General features: G+C 70.4%; 22 protein-coding genes. 19 read left to right on the forward strand and 3 right to left on the reverse strand.

Annotated elements, in window-relative coordinates; translation table 11 throughout:
* Positions 1–176 precede the first annotated feature (176 nt).
* From eccB to J7W19_RS23955, 7 genes are all read left to right on the forward strand, one after another.
* The gene (eccB, locus tag J7W19_RS23925) at positions 177–1,715 is read left to right on the forward strand and encodes a type VII secretion protein EccB (RefSeq protein WP_004947595.1); all 1,539 of its coding nucleotides are present in this window, start codon (positions 177–179) and stop codon (positions 1,713–1,715) included.
* 13 nt (positions 1,716–1,728) lie between these two features.
* Positions 1,729–2,979, forward strand: a complete 1,251-nt coding sequence (gene mycP / locus J7W19_RS23930) for a type VII secretion-associated serine protease mycosin (protein WP_004947592.1) — start codon at positions 1,729–1,731, stop codon at positions 2,977–2,979.
* 196 nt (positions 2,980–3,175) lie between these two features.
* Positions 3,176–3,535: a WXG100 family type VII secretion target gene (locus tag J7W19_RS23935; RefSeq protein ID WP_040890593.1), complete on the forward strand. Its 360-nt coding sequence runs from the start codon at positions 3,176–3,178 to the stop codon at positions 3,533–3,535.
* Between the two features lie 41 nt (positions 3,536–3,576).
* Positions 3,577–3,858 carry a WXG100 family type VII secretion target gene (locus J7W19_RS23940; RefSeq protein WP_004947586.1) on the forward strand — a complete coding sequence of 94 codons (282 nt, stop codon included), beginning with the start codon at positions 3,577–3,579 and terminating at the stop codon, positions 3,856–3,858.
* Positions 3,859–3,981: 123 nt separating this feature from the next.
* Positions 3,982–4,476 (forward strand): hypothetical protein, encoded by a 495-nt coding sequence (locus J7W19_RS23945; protein ID WP_004947582.1) that lies wholly within the window; start codon positions 3,982–3,984, stop codon positions 4,474–4,476.
* Between the two features lie 18 nt (positions 4,477–4,494).
* A complete protein-coding gene (locus J7W19_RS23950; RefSeq protein ID WP_152266233.1) occupies positions 4,495–5,973 on the forward strand; it encodes a hypothetical protein in 1,479 nt (492 codons plus the stop codon).
* Positions 5,974–6,018: 45 nt separating this feature from the next.
* Entirely contained in the window at positions 6,019–7,392 is a 1,374-nt protein-coding gene (locus J7W19_RS23955; RefSeq protein ID WP_233478303.1) for a S8 family serine peptidase, read from the forward strand.
* Between the two features lie 75 nt (positions 7,393–7,467).
* Here the strand turns inward: J7W19_RS23955 and J7W19_RS23960 are convergent, their stop codons facing one another.
* Positions 7,468–7,698 (reverse strand): DUF397 domain-containing protein, encoded by a 231-nt coding sequence (locus tag J7W19_RS23960; protein WP_004947576.1) that lies wholly within the window; start codon positions 7,696–7,698, stop codon positions 7,468–7,470.
* A 270-nt stretch (positions 7,699–7,968) separates the two neighbouring features.
* Between J7W19_RS23960 and J7W19_RS23965 the strand changes: the two genes are divergently transcribed.
* The 5 genes from J7W19_RS23965 to J7W19_RS23985 are packed head-to-tail and all read left to right on the forward strand — an operon-like array spanning position 7,969 to position 12,155.
* Positions 7,969–9,708 (forward strand): YwqJ-related putative deaminase, encoded by a 1,740-nt coding sequence (locus J7W19_RS23965; RefSeq protein ID WP_158688794.1) that lies wholly within the window; start codon positions 7,969–7,971, stop codon positions 9,706–9,708.
* 26 nt (positions 9,709–9,734) lie between these two features.
* On the forward strand, positions 9,735–10,211 hold the full coding sequence (locus tag J7W19_RS23970) for an SUKH-3 domain-containing protein (RefSeq protein ID WP_004947567.1): 477 nt from the start codon (positions 9,735–9,737) through the stop codon (positions 10,209–10,211).
* Positions 10,204–10,593, forward strand: coding sequence for a YwqJ-related putative deaminase (locus J7W19_RS23975; RefSeq protein ID WP_004947564.1), 390 nt, complete (start codon positions 10,204–10,206; stop codon positions 10,591–10,593). Before J7W19_RS23970 ends, J7W19_RS23975 begins: the two co-directional genes overlap by 8 nt.
* A 14-nt stretch (positions 10,594–10,607) precedes the next feature.
* Complete coding sequence (locus J7W19_RS23980) at positions 10,608–11,615, forward strand: SUKH-3 domain-containing protein (protein WP_004947561.1); 1,008 nt, start codon at positions 10,608–10,610, stop codon at positions 11,613–11,615.
* A 3-nt stretch (positions 11,616–11,618) separates the two neighbouring features.
* Positions 11,619–12,155 carry an SUKH-3 domain-containing protein gene (locus tag J7W19_RS23985; RefSeq protein ID WP_004947558.1) on the forward strand — a complete coding sequence of 179 codons (537 nt, stop codon included), beginning with the start codon at positions 11,619–11,621 and terminating at the stop codon, positions 12,153–12,155.
* 73 nt (positions 12,156–12,228) lie between these two features.
* Here the strand turns inward: J7W19_RS23985 and J7W19_RS23990 are convergent, their stop codons facing one another.
* Positions 12,229–16,191: a type VII secretion protein EccC gene (locus tag J7W19_RS23990; protein WP_004947555.1), complete on the reverse strand. Its 3,963-nt coding sequence runs from the start codon at positions 16,189–16,191 to the stop codon at positions 12,229–12,231.
* Positions 16,192–16,396: 205 nt separating this feature from the next.
* Between J7W19_RS23990 and eccD the strand changes: the two genes are divergently transcribed.
* The 6 genes from eccD to J7W19_RS24020 all read left to right on the forward strand — a co-directional run bounded on the left by eccD (position 16,397) and on the right by J7W19_RS24020 (position 23,505).
* Complete coding sequence (gene eccD / locus J7W19_RS23995; protein ID WP_040890591.1) at positions 16,397–17,866, forward strand: type VII secretion integral membrane protein EccD; 1,470 nt, start codon at positions 16,397–16,399, stop codon at positions 17,864–17,866.
* Between the two features lie 180 nt (positions 17,867–18,046).
* On the forward strand, positions 18,047–18,334 hold the full coding sequence (gene rpsO / locus J7W19_RS24000) for a 30S ribosomal protein S15 (protein WP_004947547.1): 288 nt from the start codon (positions 18,047–18,049) through the stop codon (positions 18,332–18,334).
* 328 nt (positions 18,335–18,662) lie between these two features.
* Positions 18,663–20,885, forward strand: coding sequence for a polyribonucleotide nucleotidyltransferase (locus J7W19_RS24005; protein WP_004947545.1), 2,223 nt, complete (start codon positions 18,663–18,665; stop codon positions 20,883–20,885).
* On the forward strand, positions 20,882–22,261 hold the full coding sequence (locus J7W19_RS24010; protein ID WP_004947543.1) for a M16 family metallopeptidase: 1,380 nt from the start codon (positions 20,882–20,884) through the stop codon (positions 22,259–22,261). Before J7W19_RS24005 ends, J7W19_RS24010 begins: the two co-directional genes overlap by 4 nt.
* 26 nt (positions 22,262–22,287) lie before the next feature.
* Positions 22,288–23,040 carry a 4-hydroxy-tetrahydrodipicolinate reductase gene (gene dapB, locus J7W19_RS24015; protein ID WP_004947540.1) on the forward strand — a complete coding sequence of 251 codons (753 nt, stop codon included), beginning with the start codon at positions 22,288–22,290 and terminating at the stop codon, positions 23,038–23,040.
* A 6-nt stretch (positions 23,041–23,046) separates the two neighbouring features.
* A complete protein-coding gene (locus tag J7W19_RS24020) occupies positions 23,047–23,505 on the forward strand; it encodes a tetratricopeptide repeat protein (protein WP_004947537.1) in 459 nt (152 codons plus the stop codon).
* Between the two features lie 67 nt (positions 23,506–23,572).
* Here the strand turns inward: J7W19_RS24020 and J7W19_RS24025 are convergent, their stop codons facing one another.
* Positions 23,573–23,809, reverse strand: coding sequence for a hypothetical protein (locus J7W19_RS24025; RefSeq protein ID WP_004947534.1), 237 nt, complete (start codon positions 23,807–23,809; stop codon positions 23,573–23,575).
* Positions 23,810–24,190: 381 nt separating this feature from the next.
* On the opposite strand from J7W19_RS24025, the gene dapA reads away from it, so the two are divergent.
* Entirely contained in the window at positions 24,191–25,090 is a 900-nt protein-coding gene (gene dapA / locus J7W19_RS24030; protein WP_004947533.1) for a 4-hydroxy-tetrahydrodipicolinate synthase, read from the forward strand.
* Positions 25,091–25,269 lie beyond the last annotated feature (179 nt).

The raw sequence follows: 25,269 nt of genomic DNA on the forward strand, positions 1-25,269 counted from the left end.
CCGCACCCGGACGGCACGACCGGATCGTCAACAGGCATAGTAGGGGGCCGGTCTGACAACGCGGACCGAGGGCAGGTCCGACCAGCGGGTCCGGCCGGTTCCGACGGCCGGCCCGACGGCGGGCCCCGGACGGGACCCGGCGACGTAACCCGGCGACGGGGGGAGTACTTCGGCACATGGCAACACGGCGGGACGAGCTCAACGCCTACACCTTCGCGCGCAAGCGCATGGTCGCCGCCTTCCTGCAGCCCTCGGCGGCGGGGACGGACGAGGCGGCGCCGCGCCCGGTGCGCGCCATCCTGCCCGGAATCGTCGTCGGGGCGCTCGTCCTGGCGGGCTTCGGCGGCTGGGGCATCTTCAAGCCCAAGGCGCCGGCCGGCTGGTCGGAGCCCGGGGCGCACGTCATCGTGGGCAGCAAGTCGACCACCCGGTACGTGGTCCTCAAGACCGACGGCACCAAGCGGCTGCACCCGGTCCTCAACTTCTCCTCCGCGAAACTGCTCCTGAAGCCCGAGAAGTCCTCGGTGATAAAGGTCGACGAGGGCGAGCTCGACAACGGGAAGATCCAGCGCGGCCCCACCCTCGGCATCCCCTACGCCCCCGACCGGCTACCCGCGCCCCAGGACGCCGGCAAGGAGAAGAGCTGGGCCGTCTGCGAACAACCGGGCAGCGGGGGCAAAACGGTGCAGAAGGCCGTCTTCCTCCTCGCCGACCGCGACGCGGCGAAGGTCGCCGGCAGCGGCAAACTGCGCGACGGCCAGGCCCTGTACGTCGAGGGGCCCACCGGCGACCGCTACCTCGTCGACCCGAGCGGCACCAAGCACCTCGTCGGCCTGCCCGACGGCGACCACCCGTCCCCCCGCGACCAGGTGCTGCGCCGCTCCCTGTTCAGCGAGGGCGCCCGGCCGCAGAAGGTCGACAAGGAGTGGCTGGGCACCCTGCACGAGGGCACGCCCATCACCTTCCCCCGGCTCCCCGGCCGGATCGGCGCCCCGGCGGGCGTCGGCAGCCTCGACCCGCGGCTGAACCGCGTCGGTACCGTCATCCGCGCCGTCGCCGGCAAGGGCATGCAGCACTACGTGGTGCTCCCGGGCCGGGTGGCGCCTGTCTCCGACCTCGTCGCCCGGCTGCTGCTCACCAGCCCGGACGCGGTGGTGCTGCACCAGAACGCCCGGGCGGAGGAGGTCGGTCCGCAGTCCTTCACCTCGTCCCCCGAGTGGTTCTACGGCGACTTCGGCTGGCCGGGGCTCGTCCCCACCCAGGTCAACGACGCGGGCACCGGCGTCCGTACGGTCTGCAACGTGATGCACGGCGTGGACGGCAAGGGCGTGCCCCAGCTGACCACCTGGGCCGGGGCCAAGTACCCCGCCGAGATCGTGGACGGCGCGACCAGCGCCTACGTCACCCCCGGCAGCGGCCTGCTCTACCGCCAGATCAACGGCTCGTCCACGAGCGTCGGTTCGCTGTTCCTGGTGACCGACACCGGACTGCGGTACGCGGTGCAGACCAACAACGACAGCAGCGCGGGCCGCTCGGGCATCGGCGACGACGGGCCGAAGACGCCGGAGGAACGGGCGTCGCAGGTCAACGAGGCGCAGATCCGGCTCGGGTACAAGGAGGTCAAGCCGGTGCCCGTGCCGGACAACTGGTCCGCCTTCCTGCCGAAGGGGCCGCGGCTGGACGTCGGCAGCGCCGGCCAGCCGCAGAGTTCGTGAGGGGGGCCGTTCGATGACGGTGACGGTACTGAGATCGGCCGCGGCGTCGGCCATGGCCCTGGCGACGGTGCTGACGGTGGGGGTGGGCCCGGCCGCGGCCGGGCAGCGCGCCGCGGCTCCCGACGCCCTGCTGCTGAACGGCAGCGGTGAGTGCACCTTCCCGATGAAGCAGCAGATATCGGGCATGCCGTGGGCCCTGCAGCGGGTCGTGTTCGACCGGCTCTGGCAGGACACCAAGGGCAAGGGCGTGCGGGTGGCCGTCATCGACACCGGCGTCGACATCGACAACCCCCAGCTGACCTCGGCCGTCGACCGCTCCGCCGGACTGGACCTGCTGCCCAAGGACAAGAACGCCCCACCGGAGAAGGGCGCGCGCACCGACGGCACCACCGACCCGGTCGGCCACGGCACGAAGGTCGCGGGCATCATCGCGGCCCGCCCGCGCGAGGGCACGGGTTTCGTCGGGCTCGCGCCCGAGGCCACGATCCTGCCCATCCGGCAGAACGACGAGAAGGGCACCGGCACCGAGCGGACGCTCGCCACCGCCATCCGGCACGCGATCAGCCGGCACGCCCGCGTCATCAACATCTCGCAGGACACCGCGAAACCGCTGCACGCCGACTCGGACCTCGCCCAGGCCGTCCGGGAGGCCCTCAACGAGGACATCGTCGTGGTCGCCTCGGCGGGCAACGACGGACTCCAGGGCAAGGTGCGGAAAACGTACCCGGCGGCATATCCCGGCGTACTGGCCGTCGCCGCCTCCGACCGCAACAACGAGCGCGCCGCCTTTTCCCAGACGGGCGATTTCGTGGGAGTGGCCGCCCCCGGTGTCGAAATGGTCTCCACCGTGCCGAAGGGCGGCCAATGCGTGGACAGCGGAACGAGTTTCTCGGCACCGTACGTCGCCGGAATCGCGGCGCTTCTCCGCGCGAAACACCCGAACTGGAAACAGCATCAGGTCGTCGCCCAGATCGAGCAGACCGCGGAAAGGGCCGTCAAGGGCCGCGACGACTTCGTCGGCTGGGGCGTCGCCGATCCGGTGCGCGCGCTGACCGAGGACGAGCACCCCATCGACGCACCGGTGGCGGACCGCGCCGTCTCGGCCGGCCGGGCCGTACCGAAAGCGGCCCCGCTCACCATCGGCGAGACCCCGCGCGAACGCGACGAACGCCTCGCCACGTACGCGCTGATAACGGCGGGCGTCCTCATCGCGGCGGTCGCGGGAACGGCGGTGGCGCTACGGGATCGAAGACGACGCGGGTGACGGCTTGGTTGATGTCTGGACCAATGACCGCCTCACTCGTGTGACACACGTGCGCGAACTCACGTCAAAGGCATACCGGTTGGACGCCTTCGTGTGAGTGGCTAGAGTGGCAGCCGACAACTTCGGTCTGATGCAAAGAGGGAGCCACGCGAACGGCTCCCACAGAACATCCGATTCATGGGGGGTAGGTGTAACGATGGCCGACCTTCGGCTTGAAGTAGGAAACCTCGATCAGCTGGTCAAGGATCTGGGGACCATGCACGACACGCTCGAGGCGAAGATCAACAGCCTCAAGGGTGTCGTCGCCACCGTCCAGGGCGGCTGGAAGGGCGATGCGGCGTCCGCTTACCACTCCCTCCAGGAGCGTGTGAACGAGGACACGCGTCGGCTGAAGGAGCTGCTGGCCTTCACCAAGGACGCGATGCAGTCGAGCCGTCAGGGCTTCGACCAGGAGGAGCAGGAGCGCCTCAACAGCTTCAAGGGCGTGGGCGAGGGCGGCACCACCGGCATGGGCGACGGCGGCGTCACCGGCGTCCTGGGCCGGTTCCACGGCTGACCGCCGCTTCCCGCTTCCGCATCGCGTCAGGAGACAGTTTCATGGAAATCAAGTACGGCACCGTCGTCGAGGCTTCGAACGCGGTCAAGTCTGCGGCCAACAACATCAAGAGCGAGCTGGACTCGCTCGACGCCCGCGTCGAGGCGCAGGTCGCCCAGTGGGACGGTGAGACCCAGCAGGCGTTCCACTCCCGCCACAAGGGCTGGAAGACCAACGTGGACGACATGCACCAGACCCTGCTGAAGATCTCCAGCCTCCTCATGGAGGCCACCCACGGCTACCAGGCCAACGACAAGCGCCAGGCGGCCCGCTTCGGCCACTGAGGCGTCCTCGCACTCGTTCTCCGTCCGTGGGCGCGGATGCGGCCGGTTGTCCGCAGACCGCGCCCACGGGCGTTTCCAACAGACTTCATCGTGCATGCACATTCACCAACAGGGGGCTGACTCATGGGATCCGGGGATCCGGCACAGCACGGCGGGGGCGGTGGCAGTCCGTCGGACCTGGATGTGGGCGACGAGGACAACCTGCAGGGCCTGAAAAAGCGTGTGGACCGCCTCCTCGGCAAGCTGGACAAGTCCGCGGCCTCGCACAAGCACATCGCCGACCAGAAGGTCAGCAAGGAGGCGTTCGGAAGCTTCGGGGAGGCGCAGGCCCTGTCGGACGCGTATGACAGGGTCCACCAGCGGCTGGAACTTCTGTCCCAGATGCTGGGCGACCAGCTGGAGGCCATGAGCCTCGCGGTGGGCATGGCGGACCGCGACTACAAGAACGTCGACCGCGAACACTCCCGGCGGCTCGCCGCGATCCAGAAGCGGTCCATCGAGAACTGGGAACAGCAGCAGAAGCTGAAGCAGCAGGCGCAGGCCGGAAAGCAAAACACGTCCGGGGACCACTCCGGGCAGGGCGGAGGAGAGGAATCCTCCGACCAGGCCACACCGTGACGCGGGGGGAGGAAGACCATGGGTGACCGTAAGAGCGTAAAAGACATGTCCTTCGAGGAAATCTATTACGCGTTCATCAACACCAAGGGCGAGGAGCTGAGCGGCAAGGGCCACGCCCTGGAGGCGGCCAAGCCGGAGATCGAAAGCATCGGCGAGGAACTGAAGCGGCATGTCGGCCGAACGGAGTGGAAGGGCGCCGGCGGCGATGCCTTCCGCGAGTGGGGCGACGCCTTCGCCAAACAGATCATCAAGCTGGCCCATGTCGCCGGAGTGACGGGCAAGGAGATGATCGAAGCCGGCGGCGACATCAAGGTTGCCGCCGAAGAGATCATGAAAACGCCGCCCGGCGACGTCGCACAGTGCTATGCGGACGCGGACAAGGAAAAAGCTCGCCTCAAGGCGGTGTCCAAGCTGCGTGACGCGGTCATGCACGGTTCCGTCAAGACGGCGGCGGACAAATGCGTCAGGGCCGAGGCCACGCTTCGGGGGCTGGAATTTCCGGAGCTCCGCCCGATGCCGGGCAAGGCGGGTTTCGGGGATGGCGAGTGGGACGAGCCGTATAGCTCGTCTGGTGGATCCGCCGCCGGCGGTTCCGGTGGGGGGCAGCCTTACAGCTCCGCGGCGGGTGGTGGCGCCGAGGGCGGGGGCGGCGCGGCAACGCGCACGACCGGTCCTTCGTACTCGGACGCGCCAAGCGCACATGTTCCGTCTCCTGCGCCTGGTGACACCGGAACGGGACCGGTGCACGTACCTTCGGGTGGGCACGACGGTACGGGCTCCGACCAGGGCCCGACAGGCACCCGGATCGACAGTGGACCGGCCGCGCCTCCCGCGCCTGCTCCGACGATCCCACCCAGCACGGGGCCCCACACTCCTAGCGACCCCACTCGATCCGTTCCGCCGATGCCTCCGCTGCCGACCCTTCCGGGGTATCCCCGCCCCGGAGACAGCCGGCCGCAAGGAAGCAACGGACCCAAGACCACGCCGACTTCGCCGGTGAGCACGGGCCGCCCAGGGCGGAGTGTCGTCGGTCCCGGTCGCGTCGGTGTCCCTGCGGTCGGAAAGGTACCCGCCTTGCCGAGGACCGATACCGGTGTCATCGGCGGCACGCCTTTGACAGGGCCCGGGGCGGGGAGCGGCCGAGGGGTTCCGCGCGGGACTGTCATCGGCGGTGAGTCTCAGCAAATGGGCCGTGGAATGATGGGCGCTCCGGGGAGCATGGGCCCGAGTTCTCCTTCTCGCGGGCCAGGCGGTGCCGGGAAGCGATATGCGTCGCAACCTGGTGGTGTCGTGGAAGGGCCTTCCGGAGCCCAGGGATCTCGGCGTGAGTTCACGCCGGGGGGGAGCGGGCTGGTCCGTGGGGGCAGCGCCGCTGGGACGAACAAGCGTGGAGCGGAGAAGGAGCGCAAGCGTTCCCAGGGGCCCGGCTACCTGACGGAAGACGAGGAGACTTGGACCGGGGGCGGGCCCGAAAGTGTTCCCCCAGTAGTCCAGTAACACCCGTAACGACGCCGGATGGTGAGCAGAGAACACGTGAAGAAGATGATGATGAGGGGCGCTCGTCGCCGAGTGCTGGTTTTGGCATCCTCCCTGAGTTCTCTGCTTGCCTTCGGCGGCGTGGTCGCCCCCTCCGCGCATGCCGGAACGGTTCGCGAGGGTCAGTGGTACCTGGAGACCATGCAGGCCGAGCGCATGTGGGAAAAGACCACAGGAAAAGGCATCACCGTCGCGGTGCTGGACTCCGGTGTGCGCTCTTCCCAGCCGGAATTGCAGGGGAAAGTCCTCCCCGGGAAGAGCTATATTTCCGGTGGAGAGGGCGACGACGGTCGCGAGGCCAGTGACCTTCACGGGACCGCCATGTCGGCGCTCATCGCCGGTGATGGGCAAAGCGATATGCAGGTCAAGGGGCTCGCCCCCGGAGTTCGCATCCTGCCTGTGAAGATGAAGATGGGATTGGGTGACACCTCGCCGATCGCCGACGGTATCAGGTATGCGGCCGACAGTGATGCGAAAATCATCAGCATGTCCATTGGCAGCGACGCTGCCTCAGTGGATGACAAACACAAGGCGCAGCTCCAACGTGCCGTCGACTATGCGGTCAAACGAGGAAAGCTTCTTTTCGCGGCCGTGGGTAATGAGGGGAGCAGGACCAATATCGCCTCCTACCCGGCGGCGACGCGCGGGGTCGTGGGGGTCAGCGCTGTCGACACGCGCCTGCGAACGGGGAAGTTCTCCACGCATGGCCCGCAGGTAGCCTTGTCCGCTCCCGGGGTCGACATTCCCACGGTGTGCGAGGGGAAAACGGGGTATTGCCGTGGCAGGGGCACCAGCCACGCCACCGCTCTTGCTTCCGCCAGCGCCGCCCTCGTCTGGTCCCTGCACCCCAAGTGGACCGGCAACCAAGTCCTGCGCGTCCTCCTGGACACCGCCGGCAGGCCGCCACACGGCAAGGTGCCCAGCGAGTACGTCGGCTACGGCATGATCCGTCCCCGCGAGAACGTGCTGGAGAACAAGGGCGACCCCGGCCCGCCTGACGTCAACCCGCTGGTCGCTGCCGCGGAGAAGGCCGACAAGTCGTCCGGGAAGAGCGCGAGCCCGACCGCTCCCGCCACTCACGAACCCGCGGGCGCGACCGGCAAGAAGAGCAAGGGCAAGGGCAAGGACGACAACCTGCCCTGGTTCATCGGCGGCGCCATAGCCGTCGCCGTGCCCGGCGCGGTGCTGGTGGCCCTCATGGTGCGTCGCGGGCGGCGCAAGGCCCGGGCGCGCAAGCAGCAGATGCAGTCGGCCGTCGCCGCGGGCCCGTACGGAGGTACGGCGCCGATGGATCCGCCGTACCCGCAGCAGCAGCCCCAGCAGCCCCCGCAGCCCCCGATGCCCCCGCCCGGCGGCGGTCGTCCACCGGGCGGTTCCTGACCGACGTCGGGCGACGTCGGAGACAACCGTGGCCCCTTGCCGGCTCCTCAGGAGACGGCAGGGGGCCACGTCACATCACGTGATGTCGAACTCGCCGTCCCGCACGCCCAGGACGAACGCCCGCCACTCGCTCGCCGTGTACCGCAGCACCGTGTCCGGGTCCTCGGAGTTGCGCATGGCGACGGCGCCGCCCGGGAGGTAGGCGATTTCCACGCGCTCCTTCGTCGGGGTGTCCGGAGCGCTGAGCCATTCCACGCCGGAGATGTCCATGGCGTACAGCTCTTCCGTCTCACGCTGGGTAGCCATCAGAGGAGTTCCTTTCCGCACGGATGACGAACGCCGCGGGTCCACACCCGTGGACCCGCGGTCAGGCTACCGGCCACCGGGCAAGCGTCACCGGGGCTTTCGGCAAGTGCCCGAGGGGATCCAGGGCACGCGGCGCAGGTGTGCGCTCCGCCACGGGTATCGAAATTGAGGACCAACGGATTCTTGCCTAAGGTCGAAGGGTTCGGATTTTGACAGTGTTCTGACGGGGGAACAGAGATGGGAGTCGTCCTACCGGACAAATTGGCCTTCGTGCTCGACCTGATCGGCGTCAACTGGCCGAACGTCGACGAGGACGACTACCGCGAGATGGCCAAGTCGCTCCGCGGTTTCGCGACCGACGTGGACGCGGGCCGGGGAGACTCCAACGTCGCTCTGAACCGGCTCATCTCCACCAACCGCGGTGAGATGACGGAGGCCATCGAGGGACACGTCCGCAAGCTCAACGGCAAGCACCTGCACAACCTCGCCGAGGCGGGACGGTTGCTGGCCGGTGGCCTGGACGCGGCGGCGGTCGTCGTGGCCGGTGCCAAGGGCGCGGCCATCGTCCAACTCGGCATCCTGGCGGCCGAGGTGGCGACGGCGCAGGCCGCCGCACCGTTCACCCTGGGGCTTTCGGAGCTCGGCGCGCTGGGTGGTGTCGCGGTCACGCGGACGGTCGTCAAGCGCATCCTGAAGGGGGCGGCCGAGGCCGCTGTGCAGGAAGTGATGTCCGTGGTGACGGGGCCGGTCTTCGCCGCCCTGGACTCGATGACGACGGACCTCGTCGTCCAGGTCGTCTCCGACGGCCTCGGTGCGCAGGACGGCATCAACCTCAAGCAGACGCTCCAGGCCGGCAAGGACAACCTGAAGATCGCCAGCGCGGGGGGTGGGGGCGGCGGGGGAGGCGGCCTCATCCTCGCGAGTGCCGGTGGGGGCGGCGGTGGCGGCAGTGACCTCGTCTTCGACGAGCACGAGCACAACACCTTCACCGGCAAGGTGCACGAGCACTCCAAGCACCTTGAGGAGAAGGGCGGCAAGCATCTCCACGCCTCCCGCCACCACTTCGGCCGCACGCGCGGCCGCGGTTCGCTGGCCAAGGCGATCGAGGAGGTCACCGAGAAGGCGATGAAGTCCCTCGGTGACGCGCACGGGCAGCTCAAGAAGCACCTGAATGACGTCGGCGAGGGCCTCTCCGAGGCGGGCAAGGCCCAGAAGAAGCACGACAAGCACGTCCAGGACGGCATGGACGGCGTCAAGAACCGCCACCCCGACCAGAAGCCGGCGAACGGCTCGGGCGGCGGGAACGGCGGAAGCGGCGGCAAGGGCGGAGGTGGCTCGGGAGGCTCCGGCGGTAGCGGTCCCGGTGCTGGGAGTCCCCAGGGGCAGCCGATGAACCCGCAGCCCGACTGGCACGGGCAGAGCGCTGGAAAGATGCGGCACCACCGGCGTGATGCGCTGGACGTCGCGCATCTCGACGAGGCGGGCCAGCGAGACGTCATGAAGCGTGAGGCGCGGCACCTTGCCGATGACAGCAAGAATGCGCCTGCGCCCGATGGCCGCCAGGAGCCCCTGCCCGAGCAGGTGGGCAAGGAACGGTCCCTGCCCGGTTGCGCGGGAAGCCTCCTGCACAATGGAGTGGTGACCTCGCACACGGGGACCAGCCAACGGTACAAGGGCGATCCCAACAAGCACCCGGCGGTGCACCCCGTGCTAGGGCAAGTCCTGGACGACATCAGGGCTGACAGCGACGCGGGCAGGATCGGAAAAGTGGGAGCGGGGCACGGCAAGTGCGCCGAAGTGGCGCTCATCTCGGACCGGCTTCATCAAATGGATCCGACAGGGCAGTCCATCAGGACGGCTGAGGATGCGAAGAAGGCGTTGTCCGGAGCGGTCGTCCACACGCGTCAGATCGGCGATGTCCCGAAAATCGGGTTGGTGCACGGGCAGTACAAACCGCCGTGCCGGTCGTGCGAACACATGTTGCCCGCCCTGGGTGTCACACCCATTTAGTGTCCAGGTGTAGTTGAGGAGTCCCCGTGGGAGCAGAAATCCCCAAGTCGGTTGTCGAAGAATGGCTGAGAAGTCATGGCTGGTCCCCTGAGAGGGACATCGGCGATCAGGCCGATCGGCTGATCGCGGAACGGGTGGAGGACAGCACACGGCAAGGCCATCCGCTCCGGCCTTCCGAGGCATCGGTGCGATTCCTGCACTCCTTCGGCGGCTTGGACCTTGCGTATCCGGAAACCCCGGAGATCCGTTGGATCGTCGACCCCACCGTGGGATACGAAGGCGATGCGGCGGAGTTTGCGGAGTTCTCAGAAGACCTCGGACGCCCGTTGTTCCCGGTGGGAGGCGAGACGTCCGAAGCCGGATTCTTGCTCATGGACGATCTGGGACGCTGCTTCTATCAGCATTGGAGCGGCCGCTATTATGTGGGCGAGGACGCCTGGGGCGCTTTCGCGAAGCGGCTGCGGGGCACGCTGATGCAGGACGCGGAGGATTTCTATGTCTGATATTTCCCCCGGCGTCGCCGCGAGCCTGCTCGTGCAAGGCAAGATTTTCAGCATGACCAACCTGTCCGGCCCGGGCACCCCCGACCTCCACCCGGCCGTGCGGCACTTCTTCGACACGCTGCCCCCTGAGCTCCGCGAGCCCTACATCGGCTATTGCGCCGAATCCGCTCTCGTGTCCGACCAGTTCTGGGGGTTGGACGAGGGCCGGAGCGACGGCGGGCACACCGGCCTCGACGAGGGCGCCGCGCACTTCGCCGGGGCGATGGTGATGTCGGTGAAGATCCGCGAGGAGGGCGACCCGGAGCACGGGGAGACCACTCTGCCCTGCCGCTCCTGCACCGCCCTCCTCGACCGCCTGGGCGTCGGGATCAGTCGCCCATGAGCGGAAGAGTGCCCATGAGCGGAAGAGGACGAGGTCGCGAAGCGCTGATAGCGGCGGGCTGGTCGCCGGAACGCGACGCCGGATACAACGCCCTGCACGGCATGCTGACGGCGGTCAGCACCGTCTCGCCGGACGGTACCGTCTCCTGGGAGCCCTTCCCCGCGGCGGAGAACGCGCTGCGGTCGTTCCACGGCCTGACCGTGCGGCCGGCCGGTCCCGGGGTCGAGGTGGCGGCACGTGGCTGCGTCGTCGATCCGGCGCGGGCCCGCTTCACCGTCCGTGCCGCGGCCGACTTCGGCCGGGAGATCGGCGTGCGGCTGTTCCCGCTGGGGGTCACGGACACGGAGACGCCGCTCTTCGTCGACGAGGAGGGGCGGCTGTTCGTCGCCGACACCGGGGGCTGGTGGGTCCTCGGGGACTCCGTGGAAGAGGGCCTGGCCGCCCTCGCCGAGGGCCGTGCGCCGCGCCGGATCGCCGCCGTCGACCAGGGCTGGCGGCTCGGCCGCCTGCCGGCCGAGGACGTGGTGGCGGACCTGGTCAAGACCGGCATGGTGCTCGTCTACGTACTGCACCGGCACGGCCTGCTCGCGACCCGCGCCGTCCGCTTCCGTGTCGTCGGCCTGCGCGGGCACGGACCCGTACGGCTGGACGAGGTCTTCCGCCTCGCGCCGGGCTCGCTCGACGACAGCGCGGAAACGCTTCTCGGGAACGTCCGCGAAGCCGTGGGCGAGGTCCCGCTCGGAGCGGCCGAGAAGTCCGTCGAGCTCCTCCCCGGCACGTCGGGAAGACGCCCGCACCCCGGCGTGACCTGCACGGTCTCCGCCGGCCGGCAGGGCGCCGAGGGCATCGGCGTACGGCTGACGGCGAAGACCCGCACCGCCCTCGAGAAGGGCGACGGCCTGGCCGGTGCCCTCGACGAACTGTCCGGCTACGCGAGCCAGCGCGTGCTCGCCCCCGTCGGCACATCGGACACGACCGCCACCGCCACCGCGTCGGTCGCGTCGGGTACGTCGCAGGGCTGAGGCATGCCGGGACGGGAAGACCCCACCGCCCCCGGCTCCAACATCCCCGACCCCGTCGCCCCCGACCCCACCGCCCCTGGCCCCACCACCCCCGACCCCACCGCGGCCTGGCTCACCGCCCACGGCTGGTACCCCGGCCGCGACATCGGGGACGTCCTCGCGCCGCGCGTCGCCCGACGCGTCCGCGACTTCCACGACCAGGGCGAGGAACTCACCCCGTCGCGCCCGGCGCTGTCGTTCCTCCGCGCCTACGGCGGCCTGCGCCTGCCCCTTTCGGACCGGGTGCACCTCGTCACCGAACCGGACGGCGGACACGTCGAGATCGCCGCGGACGTCGCGGAACTCGCGGCGCACCTCGGGCAGCGCCTCTTCCCCGTGGCCTACGAGACGTACGAGGGGTCGGTCCACCTCGTGGACGAGACCGACCGCTTCTTCCTCCTCCATCCCTCCGGCACCTACTACCTCGGCACCGGAGCCCTGGAAGCGTTCACCAACCGCCGCCGCCACACACTCGTCGACGCCTGGAGCCTCAAGGCGTGAAGGCGTGAAGGCGTGAAGGCGTGAAGGCGTGAAGGCGTGAGACCTCCACGCCCTCACCCGCCCCGAACCACCCCTACTCCGCCAAAGCCACCCACCCCGTCTGCACCAGCGACGCCCCACCCCGCCGCGACACGAACAGACCCCGGCCCGGCGGCAGCGGGCGCGGCTTGACGTTGCCGAGGAGTTCGCCCTCGCTCGAGTTGCCGGACAGCAGCACACCCTGGGCACCCAGCTCCTTGAAGCGCTGGATGAACGGCTCGTACGCGGAGCGGCCGGCGCCCGCGCTGCTGCGGGCGAGGATGATGTTGACGCCGGCGTCGCGCGCGTAGGGCAGGTTGTCGACGAGCTGCGCCATGGGGTTGCCGGAAGACGTGGCGACCAGGTCGTAGTCGTCGACGATGATGAACGCCCGCGGGCCCTTCCACCAGCTGCGGTCCCGGAGCTGCTGCGGGGTCACGTCCGTGCCCGGGATGCGGCTGCCGATCAGGGTGTTCATGTCGGTGAGGTACTCGTCGAACGCGTTCTGGGTGGTGGCGTAGCCCACGAGGTAGGGCTCCGGCACGCACTCCAGCAGGCTGCGCCGGTAGTCGGCGACGAGGAACAGCGCCTCCTCGGGCGAGTACCGCTCGGTGAGCTGCTTGATCAGCAGCCGCAGCAGCGCTGTCTTCCCGGACTCGCTCTCGCCGTAGACCGCGAAGAACGGGTCGGTGTCGAAGTTGACGAAGACGGGCGCGAGGTTCATCTCGTCGAGGCCGATGGCCACGCCGCGGCCCGGCTGCGCGTGCCCGTCGGGCAGTTCGCGGGCGGACAGCATCCGCGGCAGCATCCGCACCTGCGGCGCGTGCGGGCCCGGCCAGGCGTCCACGGCCGTCTTGACGAAATCGGCGGTGGCGTCCGAGAGGTCGTCGCCGCCGCCCGAACCGCCGTCGATGCGCGGCAGACCGGCCAGGAAGTGCAGCTTCTCGGCGGTGATACCGCGGCCGGGCACGCCCACCGGGACGTTCACGGCGATCTTCCGGTCGAGCTCGGAGTCGAGCGGGTCGCCCAGCCGCAGTTCCAGTCGGCTCAGGAACTGGTCCTTGAGCGCGGCCCGCATCTCCATGTAGCGGGAGACGGTGACGACGAGGTGGACGCCGAGGCCGAGACCGCGCGTGGTGATGTCGGCGATGTACGGCTCCAGCATCTCGTAGTCCGTCTTGAACGTCTGCCAGCCGTCGATGACGAGGAAGACGTCGCCCCATGGCTGGTCGGGCAGCCGGCCGGCGGCGCGCAGCCGGCGGTAGGTGGCGATGGAGTCGATGCTGTTGTCGCGGAAGAACTCCTCGCGCCGGTTGAGGATGCCGGTCACCTCGGCGACCGTCCGGCGGACCTTCTCCGGATCCAGCCGGGAGGCGATGCCGCCGACGTGCGGCAGCCCCTCGACGGCGCTCAGCCCGCCGCCGCCGAAGTCGAGTCCGTAGAACTGCACCTCGTGCGGGGTGTGGGTGAGCGCGAACCCGGAGACCAGGGTGCGCAGCAGCGTGGACTTGCCGGAGCGCGGACCGCCCACGATCAGCATGTGGCCGGCCGCGCCGGAGAAGTCCCGGACCAGCACGTCGCGCCGCTGCTCGAACGGCTTGTCCAGCAGGCCCAGTGGCACCCGCAGGCCGCCGGTGGTCTGCGGGTCCGGGCAGTGCAGGCCGCGCTCGGGGGTGGCCGTCAGGCGGGGGAGCAACTGGTCCATGGAGGGCGCCTTGTTGAGCGGCGGCAGCCACACCTGGTGGGCGGCCGGGCCCTGCCCCTCCAGCCGGCGGACGATCACGTCGAGGACGGTGTCGGCGAGCGCGTCGTCGTCCGGCCGCGCCGGGGTGTAGCTGAAGTCGGGGTCCGGCGCCTGGTAGCGGACCGGCACCGGCGCCGCCGTGAACAGCACCGGTCGGCGGTCGGCGGGCAGCGGTCCGGTACGCGTCAGGGCGCCCGCGCCGTCGCGGTACGTGCCCGACACGTAGGCGGCCTTGAACCGCGTCATCTCGTCGGTGCCGAACTTCAGGTAGCCGGAGCCGGGGACGGACGGCAGGTGGTACGCGTCCGGCACGCCCAGCGCGGTGCGGGACTCGGCGGCGGAGAAGGTCCGCAGACCGATCCGGTACGACAGGTAGGTGTCCAGACCGCGCAGCCGGCCCTCCTCCAGCCGCTGCGAGGCCAGCAGCAGGTGCACGCCCAGGGACCGGCCGATGCGGCCGATCTGGATGAACATGTCGATGAAGTCCGGCTTGGCCGTGAGGAGTTCGCTGAACTCGTCGATGACCAGCACCAGCGAGGCCAGCGGCTCCAGCGGCGCGCCCGCGGCCCGGGCCTTCTCGTAGTCGTTGAGGTTGGCGTAGTTGCCCGCGGCGCGCAGCAGCTCCTGGCGGCGCTGGAGCTCGCCGGTGATGGAGTCGCGCATGCGGTCGACGAGGGTGAGGTCGTCGGCGAGGTTGGTGATGACGGCCGCGACGTGCGGCAGCTCGGCCATGCCGGAGAAGGTCGCGCCGCCCTTGAAGTCGGCGAGGACGAAGTTCAGGTTCTCGGACGAATGGGTGACGGCCAGGCCCAGCACCAGCGTCCGCAGCAGCTCGGACTTGCCGGAACCGGTGGCGCCGACGCAGAGGCCGTGCGGGCCCATGCCGTCCTCCGCGGCCTCCTTGAGGTCGAGCATGACGGGCGTGCCGTCCTCGCCGACGCCGATCGGCACCCGCAGCCGGTCGGCCCGCGAGCGCGGCCGCCACGTCGTGGCCGTGTCCACGGAGGCGGCGTCGCCCAGTCCCAGCAGGTCGGTGAACTCCAGGTTGGCCAGCAGCGGTTCCTCGTCGTCCCCGGCGGCGCCCAGGCAGAGCGGGGCCATCTGCCGGGCGAGCGCCTCCGCGACCGGCACCGGCAGGTCGTCGGGTACGCCCTGGTAGACGGCGGTCGCCGACTCCAGGCGCAGCGCGCCCGGCCGGACGGTGACGCACAGCCCGCCGCGCGGCTCGTCCTCCTCGCCCGGGGCGATCTCCAGGACGGTGACGCCCTGCAGGCCCTCGGGCGAGGCGAGCAGCGACTCCGGCGGCACCGCGCCGCCGTCCAGCACCACCACGACGTGCGGCTGGTCGAGCAGCGGCTGGGCGTCCCGGCTGAACCGGGTGCGTCCCTCCAGCCGCTTGCCCAGCAGCTCCTCCACCTCCGGCAGGTGGTCGCTGAACAGCCGCTTCGTACCCGCGCCGTCGGCCGTGCCGGGCGCCTGGGTGTGCGGCAGCCACTTGCTCCAGTCCCACTCCGGCGCCGCCTCGCCGTCCGCGACCACCGCGATCACCAGGTCGTCGGGGGAGTGCAGGGCGGCCAGGCCCGCCACCATCGACCGGGCGGCGCCCCGCACGGCGTCCGCCTCGCCGGTGACGACCACGTGGTAGAAGGCGCGCATCGACACCGCGACCGGCAGCCCGTCCAGCGAGCCGTGCGTCGCCAGGAACTGCTGCATGGCACCGGCCGACAGCGGCTCCAGCTCGTCCACCGGCGCCGTGGTCGGCGCCACCAGCGGCGTCCACAGCTGCTGCGGGCCCAGCCCGATCCGCACCTGTCCGAAGTCCTTGTCGGAGACGCGCCGCTCCCACAGCCGGCTGCGCTCGGCGACCAGCGCCCACAACTGCTCCGGGCCGGGGTGCAGATAGAACTGCGCGTCCCGCTGCGCCCGCGCCGTGCGCCGCACCTTCCGCCGGGTCTGCGCCAGGTACTTGAGGTAGTCGCGCCGGCCGTCGACGGCCGCCCCCTGCGAGCCCTTGCGGTAGCGGACGACCTGCGCGATGGCCATCGCGACCGTCGACAGCAGCATCATCACGCCCATGACCTTCATGAACGGCTGGGTGCCGGGCATGAAGAAGAAGACGACCGACGAGCCCATGCCGAGCATGGGCAGCAGCTGCATCGCCATGCCCTCCTGCTGCCCGCGGGGCAGTTCGGGAGGGGATTCGAGCTGCAGCTCATCCGCGTCGGGCTCGGGCGGCAGCACCCGGGGCGGACGTTTGACGACGATCTGACTCACCGGAGTATCAATCCCTCGCGTGCGGACTGGGCGGTTGCGACCGGCGCCCCCCTGGTGGTGGCCTGTCTCCGCGCGACGATGATCCTACGTGCATAACACAGCGGTGGGCCCCGGTATGGTGTCGGCCCGTCAACACGCGGGACCACCGGCGGCAGACCGCGGGAACCGGCGGGTGGAACAGCAGGCAACGAGGGGGCCCTCCAAGGTGAGTCCGACCACAACGACCGGTTACAGCCGAGTGACGGTCGTCGCGCCCGACAGCCGGATCGACGTCGCCCTCCCCGACGACGTCGCCGTCGCCGATCTCCTCCCGGAGATCCTCCGGCTCACCGGGCACACCGCCGAGGGGACCACCCCGCCCGGCTACCACCTGGTGGGCACCGACGGCACGGTGCTCGAACCGGCGCGTTCGCTCGGCGCCCAGCGCGTGCTCGACGGCGCGCTCCTGCGCCTGCGTCCGTTCACCGAGTCGCTGCCGACCGCCGTCTACGACGACGTCGCCGACGCGGTCGCCGCCGCCGTCACCCGCGACCGCACCCTGTGGAACGAGCGGCTGCTGCGCGCCTCCGGCCTGGCCGGCGGCTCCCTGCTGCTCGTCCTGCTGGGCTTCGTCCTCTGGTTCGCCGACCCCGCGCGGCACGACATGCACAGCCTGCCCGGCGTCATCGCCGCCGCGGTCGGCATCCTGCTGACCGCCCTCTCCGGCGTCCGCGCCCGGATCTACGACGACCGGCCCTCCGCCGTCGCCATGGGCCTCTCCGCCCTGCCGCACCTGATGATCGCCGGATCCGGCCTGATCGCCCTCCGGGACGGCGAGGGCGTCGGCCGCCTCCAGTTCCTGCTCGGCTGCGTCACCGTCCTCGTCGCCTCCGTGGTGCTCGCCGCGGTCATGCCCAGCGGGGACGCCCCCTTCGTCGCCGCCGTCTTCGCCTCCGCGGTCGGCACCCTCGCCACCTTCTGCGCGATCCTGGCCGGCGCGAGCCCCACCGACACCGCCGCCGTCTGCGCCGTCGTCGCGGTCGGCGCCCTCGCCTTCCTCCCCGGGCTGTCCGCCCGCGTCGCCCGGCTGCCCATCGGCTACGCCGCCCCCCGGTCGGCCACCGCCGGCGACCCCGACCGCGAGCCGGGCGTCCCGGCCGCGGACCCCGTCGACGCCGACCGCGTCGCGGCGCAGGCGCGCCGGGGCCACGAGATGCTGCTCGGCCTGGTCGGCGGCAGCGCGGCGGTCGTCGCCGGCGCCTGCGCCGTCCTCGGCTTCTCCCATGACGTGTGGGCGCAGCTGCTGGCCCTGGCCACCGGCGCCGCCATGCTGCTGCGCGCCCGTCTCTTCCGCTACACCGCGCAGGTCTCGGCCGTCCTCGCGGCCGGTCTCGCGGGTCTCGGCCTGCTGGTGCTCGGCCTGTCCCTGAACCCGCCGGGCGAGGCGGTCCGCAAGATGGTGATGGAGGGCGACCGCGGACCGCTCGACGTGCACACCGTGTGGCTGGCGGCGGCCGTCGCCGCCGGTGCCGCGCTGATCGTCGGCATCGCGCTGATCGTCCCCAAGAAGGGGCTCTCCCCCTTCTGGGGCCGCCTCTCCGACCTCGCCGAGAGCGCCTTCCTGCTCGCCCTGGTGCCCCTGTGCCTCGCGGTGCTCGACGTGTACTCCGCGGCCCGGAGCATGACCAGCGGGTGACGCCCCGGTCAGGGCTGCTGGTACGCTGTGTGACGGCCGTATGTGTACGCGCCCCCGGACCGCCCTCCGCGGTGTCTGGGGACAGCGCCCAGCGGACCCCGCCTCCCGAGTAACGGAAGCTCCCCTGAGACCAAGACCAGGGGCACTCGGTGGCCAAACGAGACTCATAAGGAGTATCGCGTGTCGCTCGACGCCGCTACGAAGAAGCAGATCATGTCCGAGTTCGCCACCAAGGAGGGCGACACCGGCTCCCCCGAGGTCCAGGTCGCGCTGCTCACCCGCCGCATCTCGGACCTGACCGAGCACCTCAAGACGCACAAGCACGACCACCACTCCCGCCGTGGTCTGCTGCTGCTGGTCGGCCAGCGCCGCCGCCTGCTGCAGTACCTGGCGAAGAAGGACATCACGCGCTTCCGCGCCCTGGTCGAGCGCCTCGGCATCCGCCGCGGTGCCGCCGGCGCCAAGTAAGACGTGAACGAGGGAGCGGTTCCCACTTCGGGGGGCCGCTCCCTTCGCGTATCTCGTGGGACCCGGAAGCTTTGTACTCTGGTCCCACAACGGCACAACGCACGGCATAACGAACACGGCGCATACCGGGTACACGAGGTACACGAGGTATACGCCGTGAACGAGGAGGAGCGCGGACTCTCCGCCGGTCCTCGGTAGTGGCCCCCGGAACGGGGAATTCCGGGTGCTTCGATCGAAGACCGGCCCGCACAGAGCACAGCGCGCCCTCCACCACCGTCCCGCCACACGGGCGCGGACGGCACATGGATCCGACGAGGAGATATCCCTGGTGGAGAACGAGACCCACTACGCCGAGGCCGTCATCGACAACGGCGCCTTCGGCACCCGCACCATCCGCTTCGAGACGGGCCGCCTGGCCAAGCAGGCCGCCGGCTCCGCCGTCGCGTACCTGGACGACGACACCATGGTGCTGTCGGCCACCACCGCGTCCAAGCAGCCCAAGGACCAGCTCGACTTCTTCCCGCTCACGGTGGACGTCGAGGAGCGGATGTACGCCGCCGGCAAGATCCCCGGCAGCTTCTTCCGCCGCGAGGGCCGGCCCTCCGAGGACGCGATCCTCACCTGCCGCCTGATCGACCGCCCGCTGCGCCCCTCCTTCAAGAAGGGCCTGCGCAACGAGATCCAGATCGTCGAGACGATCATGGCGCTCAACCCCGACCACCTCTACGACGTGGTCGCCATCAACGCCGCCTCCTGCTCCACGCAGCTCGCGGGCCTGCCCTTCTCCGGCCCCATCGGCGGCACCCGCGTCGCCCTGATCAAGGGCCAGTGGGTGGCGTTCCCGACCCACACCGAGCTCGAGGACGCCGTCTTCGACATGGTCGTGGCCGGCCGCGTCCTCCCGGACGGCGACGTCGCGATCATGATGGTCGAGGCCGAGGCCACCGAGAAGACCATCCAGATGGTCAAGGACGGCGCCGAGGCCCCCACCGAGGAGGTCGTCGCCGCCGGTCTCGAGGCCGCGAAGCCCTTCATCAAGGTCCTCTGCCGCGCCCAGGCCGACCTCGCCGCCAAGGCCGCCAAGCCCGAGGGCGAGTTCCCGATCTTCCTGGACTACCAGGACGACGTCCTGGAGGCGCTGACCGCCGCCGTCCGCCCCGAGCTGGCCCAGGCGCTCACCATCGCCGGCAAGCAGGAGCGCGAGGCCGAGCTGGACCGCGTCAAGGCGCTCGCCGCCGAGAAGCTCCTCCCGGAGTTCGAGGGCCGCGAGAAGGAGATCTCCGCCGCGTACCGCTCGCTGACCAAGTCCCTGGTCCGGGAGCGCGTCATCAAGGAGAAGAAGCGCATCGACGGCCGCGGTGTCACCGACATCCGCACCCTGGCCGCCGAGGTCGAGGCCATCCCGCGGGTCCACGGCTCCGCCCTGTTCGAGCGTGGCGAGACCCAGATCCTGGGCGTCACCACCCTCAACATGCTCCGCATGGAGCAGCAGCTGGACACCCTCTCCCCGGTGACCCGCAAGCGCTACATGCACAACTACAACTTCCCGCCGTACTCCACCGGCGAGACCGGCCGCGTCGGCTCCCCGAAGCGCCGCGAGATCGGCCACGGCGCCCTCGCCGAGCGCGCGCTCATGCCCGTCCTGCCGTCGCGCGAGGAGTTCCCCTACGCGATCCGCCAGGTCTCCGAGGCGCTGGGCTCCAACGGCTCGACCTCCATGGGCTCGGTCTGCGCCTCCACCATGTCGCTGCTGAACGCCGGTGTGCCCCTGAAGGCCCCGGTCGCCGGCATCGCCATGGGCCTGATCTCCCAGGAGATCGACGGCGAGACCCACTACGTCACCCTCACCGACATCCTCGGTGCGGAGGACGCCTTCGGCGACATGGACTTCAAGGTCGCCGGCACCAAGGAGTTCGTGACCGCCCTCCAGCTCGACACCAAGCTGGACGGCATCCCGGCCTCCGTTCTGGCCGCGGCCCTCAAGCAGGCCCGCGACGCACGCCTGCACATCCTCGACGTGATGATGGAGGCCATCGACACGCCGGACGAGATGTCCCCCAACGCCCCGCGGATCATCACCGTCAAGATCCCGGTGGACAAGATCGGTGAGGTCATCGGCCCCAAGGGCAAGATGATCAACCAGATCCAGGAGGACACCGGCGCCGAGATCACCATCGAGGACGACGGCACCATCTACATCGGTGCCGCCGACGGCCCCTCTGCCGAGGCCGCCCGCGCCACGATCAACGCGATCGCCAACCCGACCATGCCGGAGGTCGGCGAGCGGTACCTGGGCACGGTCGTCAAGACCACCACCTTCGGTGCCTTCGTCTCCCTCATGCCCGGCAAGGACGGCCTGCTGCACATCTCGCAGATCCGCAAGCTCGCCGGCGGCAAGCGTGTGGAGAACGTCGAGGACGTGCTCGGCGTCGGCGCCAAGGTCCAGGTCGAGATCGCCGAGATCGACCAGCGCGGCAAGCTCTCCCTCGTCCCCGTGATCGAGGGCGAGAACGACGACACCGCCGAGACCAAGGACGAGTCCGCCAAGTGACGTCCCGTAGTACACGGAAGACGGCCCGCACCTCCTCGGAGGGGCGGGCCGTCGCCCGTACCCAAACGCTTCTCAAGGGCGAGAACGGCATCGGCACGGTCCGCAGGACCACCCTCCCCGGCGGCCTCCGGGTCGTCACCGAGACCCTGCCGTCCGTCCGCTCCGCCACCTTCGGCATCTGGGCCAACGTCGGCTCCCGCGACGAGACCCCGACGCTCAACGGTGCCACCCACTACCTTGAGCACCTGCTCTTCAAGGGCACGGCCAAGCGCAGCGCGCTCGACATCTCCGCCGCGATCGACGCGGTCGGCGGCGAGATGAACGCCTTCACGGCCAAGGAGTACACGTGCTACTACGCGCGTGTCCTCGACACCGACCTGCCGCTGGCCATCGACGTCGTCTGCGACATGCTCACCGGGTCCCTGATCGACCCGGCGGACGTGGACGCCGAGCGCGGGGTGATCCTCGAAGAGATCGCCATGACCGAGGACGACCCCGGCGACTGTGTGCACGACCTGTTCGCGCACACCATGCTGGGCGACACCCCCCTCGGCCGCCCGGTCCTCGGCACCGTCGACACGATCAACGCGCTGAGCCGCGACCGGATCGCGCGCTTCTACAAGAAGCACTACGACCCCACCCGCCTCGTCGTCGCCGCCGCGGGCAACGTCGACCACGCCAAGGTCGTCCGCCAGGTCCGCGCCGCGTTCGACCGGGCCGGCGCGCTGTCCCGTACGGACGCCGTGCCCGTCGCGCCGCGCTCCGGCTCCCGCACCATCCGCACCGCGGGCCGTGTGGAGCTGCTGGGCCGCAAGACCGAGCAGGCGCACGTCGTCCTCGGCATGCCCGGCCTGGCCCGCACCGACGAGCGCCGCTGGGCGCTCGGCGTGCTCAACACGGCGCTCGGCGGCGGCATGAGCTCCCGCCTCTTCCAGGAGGTCCGGGAGAAGCGCGGCCTCGCCTACTCGGTCTACTCGTACACCTCGGGCTTCGCCGACTGCGGCCTCTTCGGCGTCTACGCCGGCTGCCGGCCCAGCCAGGTCCACGACGTGCTGCGGATCTGCCGCGACCAGCTCGACCTGGTCGCCTCCGAGGGCCTGTCCGACGAGGAGATCGGCCGCGCGATCGGCCAGCTCTCCGGCTCCACGGTCCTCGGCCTGGAGGACACCGGCGCGCTGATGAACCGCATCGGCAAGAGCGAGCTGTGCTGGGGCGAGCAGATGTCGGTCGACGACATGCTGGCCCGCATCTCGGCCGTCACCCCGGACGAGGTCCGCGCGGTGGCCCGCGATGTCCTGGGACAGCGCCCCTCGCTGTCCGTGATCGGCCCGTTGAAGGACAGGCAGGCCGCCCGCCTGCACGAGGCCGTCTCCTAGTGTCACCGTCGAAGGAAGCAGGAACGATGAGCAAGCTGCGCGTGGCGGTCATCGGCGCCAAGGGCCGCATCGGCTCCGAGGCCGTCCGGGCCGTCGAGGCCGCCGACGACATGGAACTGGTGGCCGCGCTGGGCCGGGGCGACGACCTGGAGGCCATGACGGCCGCCGGGGCCCAGGTCGCGGTCGAGCTGACGCACCCCGACTCCGTCATGGACAACCTGGAGTTCTGCGTCCGCAACGGCATCCACGCCGTCGTCGGCACCACCGGCTGGACCGAGGACCGCCTCGCGCGGCTCCGCTCCTGGCTCGACGCCTCCCCGTCGACCGGAGTGCTCATCGCGCCGAACTTCTCCATCGGCGCCGTGCTGACCATGACCTTCGCCCGGCAGGCCGCCCGGTTCTTCGAGTCGGTCGAGGTCGTCGAACTGCACCACCCGAACAAGGCGGACGCCCCCTCCGGGACCGCCACCCGCACCGCGCAGCTGATCGCCGCCGCGCGGCGCGAGGCCGGCTGCCCGCCGCAGCCCGACGCCACCACCACGGCGCTGGACGGCGCGCGCGGCGCGGACGTCGACGGGGTCCCCGTGCACTCCGTCCGGCTGCGCGGCCTGCTGGCCCACCAGGAGGTGCTGCTCGGCGACACCGGCGAGACCCTCACCATCCGGCACGACTCGCTGCACCACAGCTGCTTCATGCCGGGCATCCTGCTGGGCGCCCGCCGCGTGCCGCAGACCCCGGGGCTGACCTTCGGCCTCGAACACTTCCTGGACCTGGGCTGATCGACGATGCGCGCGAAGATCGTCTACTTCGGGCTGGCCGCCGTCCTGGTCGTCTACTTCGTCCTGGTCGGCAGTCGCGGCGTCATGCTCATCGAGCAGGGCACGGCGATCACGGTCGCCTTCGGCATCGCCGTCCTGATCCTGCCGTTCATCGGCGCCTGGTTCCTCTACCAGACCACCAAGTTCGCGCGGGACGCCAACCGGCTGGCGCGCGAGCTGGAGGCCGAGGGCGGGCTGCCCGTCGACGAGCTGGAGCGGACGCCCAGCGGCCGGGTGGACCGGGACTCGGCGGACGCCGTCTTCGCCCGCCGCCGGGCCGAGACGGAGGCCGCGCCGGACGACTGGCGCAGCTGGTTCCGGCTCGCCGTGGCCTACCACGACGCACGGGACACTCCGCGGGCCCGCAAGGCCATGCAGCGGGCGATCGCCCTGCACGACGGGAAGCCGGTGCGCACGGCGCACTGAGGTCCCCTCGGAGTACGGAAAAGGGCCCGGTCGTCTTTCGACCGGGCCCTTTTCGGGTGAACCGCCCTCAGCGGTCGGACGCCTGCGAGCTCTGCGAGTGGTGGGTGTTCTGCGGGCTGGTGTCCATCGCGGGCAGGCCGAACAGAAGCGCTCCGACCAGCCCGGCGGTGACCGTCAGCCCCATCAGCACCCGCCCTGCGATCTGCGAGCGGCTGGCGCGCTGAGGAGGCGGCGTGATGTTGCTGCGATACCGCTCGGCTTCGGCGACGAAGGCGAACGGTACGGGCTCTCGCCGGCGGAACATGTGGGGCTCTCCTAGGAACCTCGAAGGTGTTGTCACCCGTAAAGACGCTCGAACGCCCGATTTGGTGCCCGATTCCTGGGACGTCTGTGAAAAATCTCAACCACCGGACATCTGGCGGGCGGACGGAGTCGGTGCCCTCGATCCACGCCGCCGTCGACCCGGAAGGGTCGTGTCGCTCCGTAGCCCGGCAGCCCGGAGGAGGGGCGGGCACCCCGGCGGGCTCCGACGGGCGGGTTGTCCGGATTGCGACCTTTCGGCCTCTTCATTTAGGCTGAATAAACGGACCCGGCGCTGTTTGAACCCCCGAGCAGGCAGTGCCGGGATCCATTGCACACTCCCCGAGGGAGTACCTCACGGTGAGCAACGAGTAGCGTGGCCCCCATGGCTCCGATCTCCACACCGCAGACGCCCTTCGGACGTGTCCTGACCGCCATGGTCACCCCCTTCACCTCCGACGGCGCCCTCGACCTCGACGGCGCGCAGCGGCTCGCCGCCCACCTGGTCGACGCCGGCAACGACGGCCTCGTCGTCAACGGCACCACCGGCGAGTCGCCCACCACCAGCGACGCGGAGAAAGCGCAGCTCGTACGGGCGGTTGTGGAGGCCGTCGGCGACCGGGCGCACATCGTGGCCGGAGCCGGCACCAACGACACCCGGCACAGCGTCGAGCTGGCCCGCGCCGCCGAGCGGGCGGGCGCCCACGGCCTGCTGGCCGTGACGCCGTACTACAACAAGCCCCCTCAGGAGGGCCTGTACCAGCACTTCACCACGGTCGCGGACGCCACCGACCTCCCGGTGATGCTCTACGACATCCCGGGCCGCAGCGGCACCGCGATCGAGACCGAGACGATGGTCCGGCTCGCCGAGCACCCCCGCATCGTCGCCAACAAGGACGCCAAGGGCGACCTGGGCGCGGCGAGCTGGGCCCTCAGCCGCAGCGGACTGGCCTGGTACTCCGGCGACGACATGCTGAACCTGCCGCTGCTGTCCGTCGGCGCGGTCGGTTTCGTCTCCGTGGTCGGCCACTTCGTCGCCCCCGAGCTGCGTGCCCTGCTGGAGGCGTACGCCGCCGGTGACGTCACCAAGGCGACGGCGATCCACCAGCGGCTGCTGCCCGTCTTCACCGGCGTCTTCCGGACCCAGGGCGTGATCACCACCAAGCGGGGCCTGGCACTCCAGGGTCTCCCGGCCGGGCCGCTGCGACTGCCCCTGGTCGACCTCGGCCCCGAGCAGACCGAACAGCTCAAGCGCGATCTGACGGCCGGCGGGGTACAGCTCTAGGAGAGGGCGCGCGCCCGACCGCGCCACCGCGCGACGGGCCGCCACGGACTTCACAACCGAATACCGCTTCACAACTGAACAAGCGCAACAACCGAACACCGGTCAACCACAACTGCAAGTGCACGAATGTCACGCGCGCCATGTGTCCCCGGGACATGTGGCGTGCGTGGTGAGGAGAG

The sequence above is a fragment of the Streptomyces mobaraensis NBRC 13819 = DSM 40847 genome (assembly GCF_017916255.1).
GTDB lineage: Bacteria > Actinomycetota > Actinomycetes > Streptomycetales > Streptomycetaceae > Streptomyces > Streptomyces mobaraensis.

Coding starts and splice junctions, on each gene's coding strand:
- eccB (WP_004947595.1), top strand. CDS start 177: ATGGCAACACGGCGGGACGAGCTCAACGCCTACACCTTCGCGCGCAAG.
- mycP (WP_004947592.1), top strand. CDS start 1,729: ATGACGGTGACGGTACTGAGATCGGCCGCGGCGTCGGCCATGGCCCTG.
- J7W19_RS23935 (WP_040890593.1), top strand. CDS start 3,176: ATGGCCGACCTTCGGCTTGAAGTAGGAAACCTCGATCAGCTGGTCAAG.
- J7W19_RS23940 (WP_004947586.1), top strand. CDS start 3,577: ATGGAAATCAAGTACGGCACCGTCGTCGAGGCTTCGAACGCGGTCAAG.
- J7W19_RS23945 (WP_004947582.1), top strand. CDS start 3,982: ATGGGATCCGGGGATCCGGCACAGCACGGCGGGGGCGGTGGCAGTCCG.
- J7W19_RS23950 (WP_152266233.1), top strand. CDS start 4,495: ATGGGTGACCGTAAGAGCGTAAAAGACATGTCCTTCGAGGAAATCTAT.
- J7W19_RS23955 (WP_233478303.1), top strand. CDS start 6,019: ATGATGATGAGGGGCGCTCGTCGCCGAGTGCTGGTTTTGGCATCCTCC.
- J7W19_RS23960 (WP_004947576.1), bottom strand. CDS start 7,698: ATGGCTACCCAGCGTGAGACGGAAGAGCTGTACGCCATGGACATCTCC.
- J7W19_RS23975 (WP_004947564.1), top strand. CDS start 10,204: ATGTCTGATATTTCCCCCGGCGTCGCCGCGAGCCTGCTCGTGCAAGGC.
- J7W19_RS23980 (WP_004947561.1), top strand. CDS start 10,608: ATGAGCGGAAGAGGACGAGGTCGCGAAGCGCTGATAGCGGCGGGCTGG.
- J7W19_RS23985 (WP_004947558.1), top strand. CDS start 11,619: ATGCCGGGACGGGAAGACCCCACCGCCCCCGGCTCCAACATCCCCGAC.
- dapB (WP_004947540.1), top strand. CDS start 22,288: ATGAGCAAGCTGCGCGTGGCGGTCATCGGCGCCAAGGGCCGCATCGGC.
- J7W19_RS24020 (WP_004947537.1), top strand. CDS start 23,047: ATGCGCGCGAAGATCGTCTACTTCGGGCTGGCCGCCGTCCTGGTCGTC.
- J7W19_RS24025 (WP_004947534.1), bottom strand. CDS start 23,809: ATGTTCCGCCGGCGAGAGCCCGTACCGTTCGCCTTCGTCGCCGAAGCC.
- dapA (WP_004947533.1), top strand. CDS start 24,191: ATGGCTCCGATCTCCACACCGCAGACGCCCTTCGGACGTGTCCTGACC.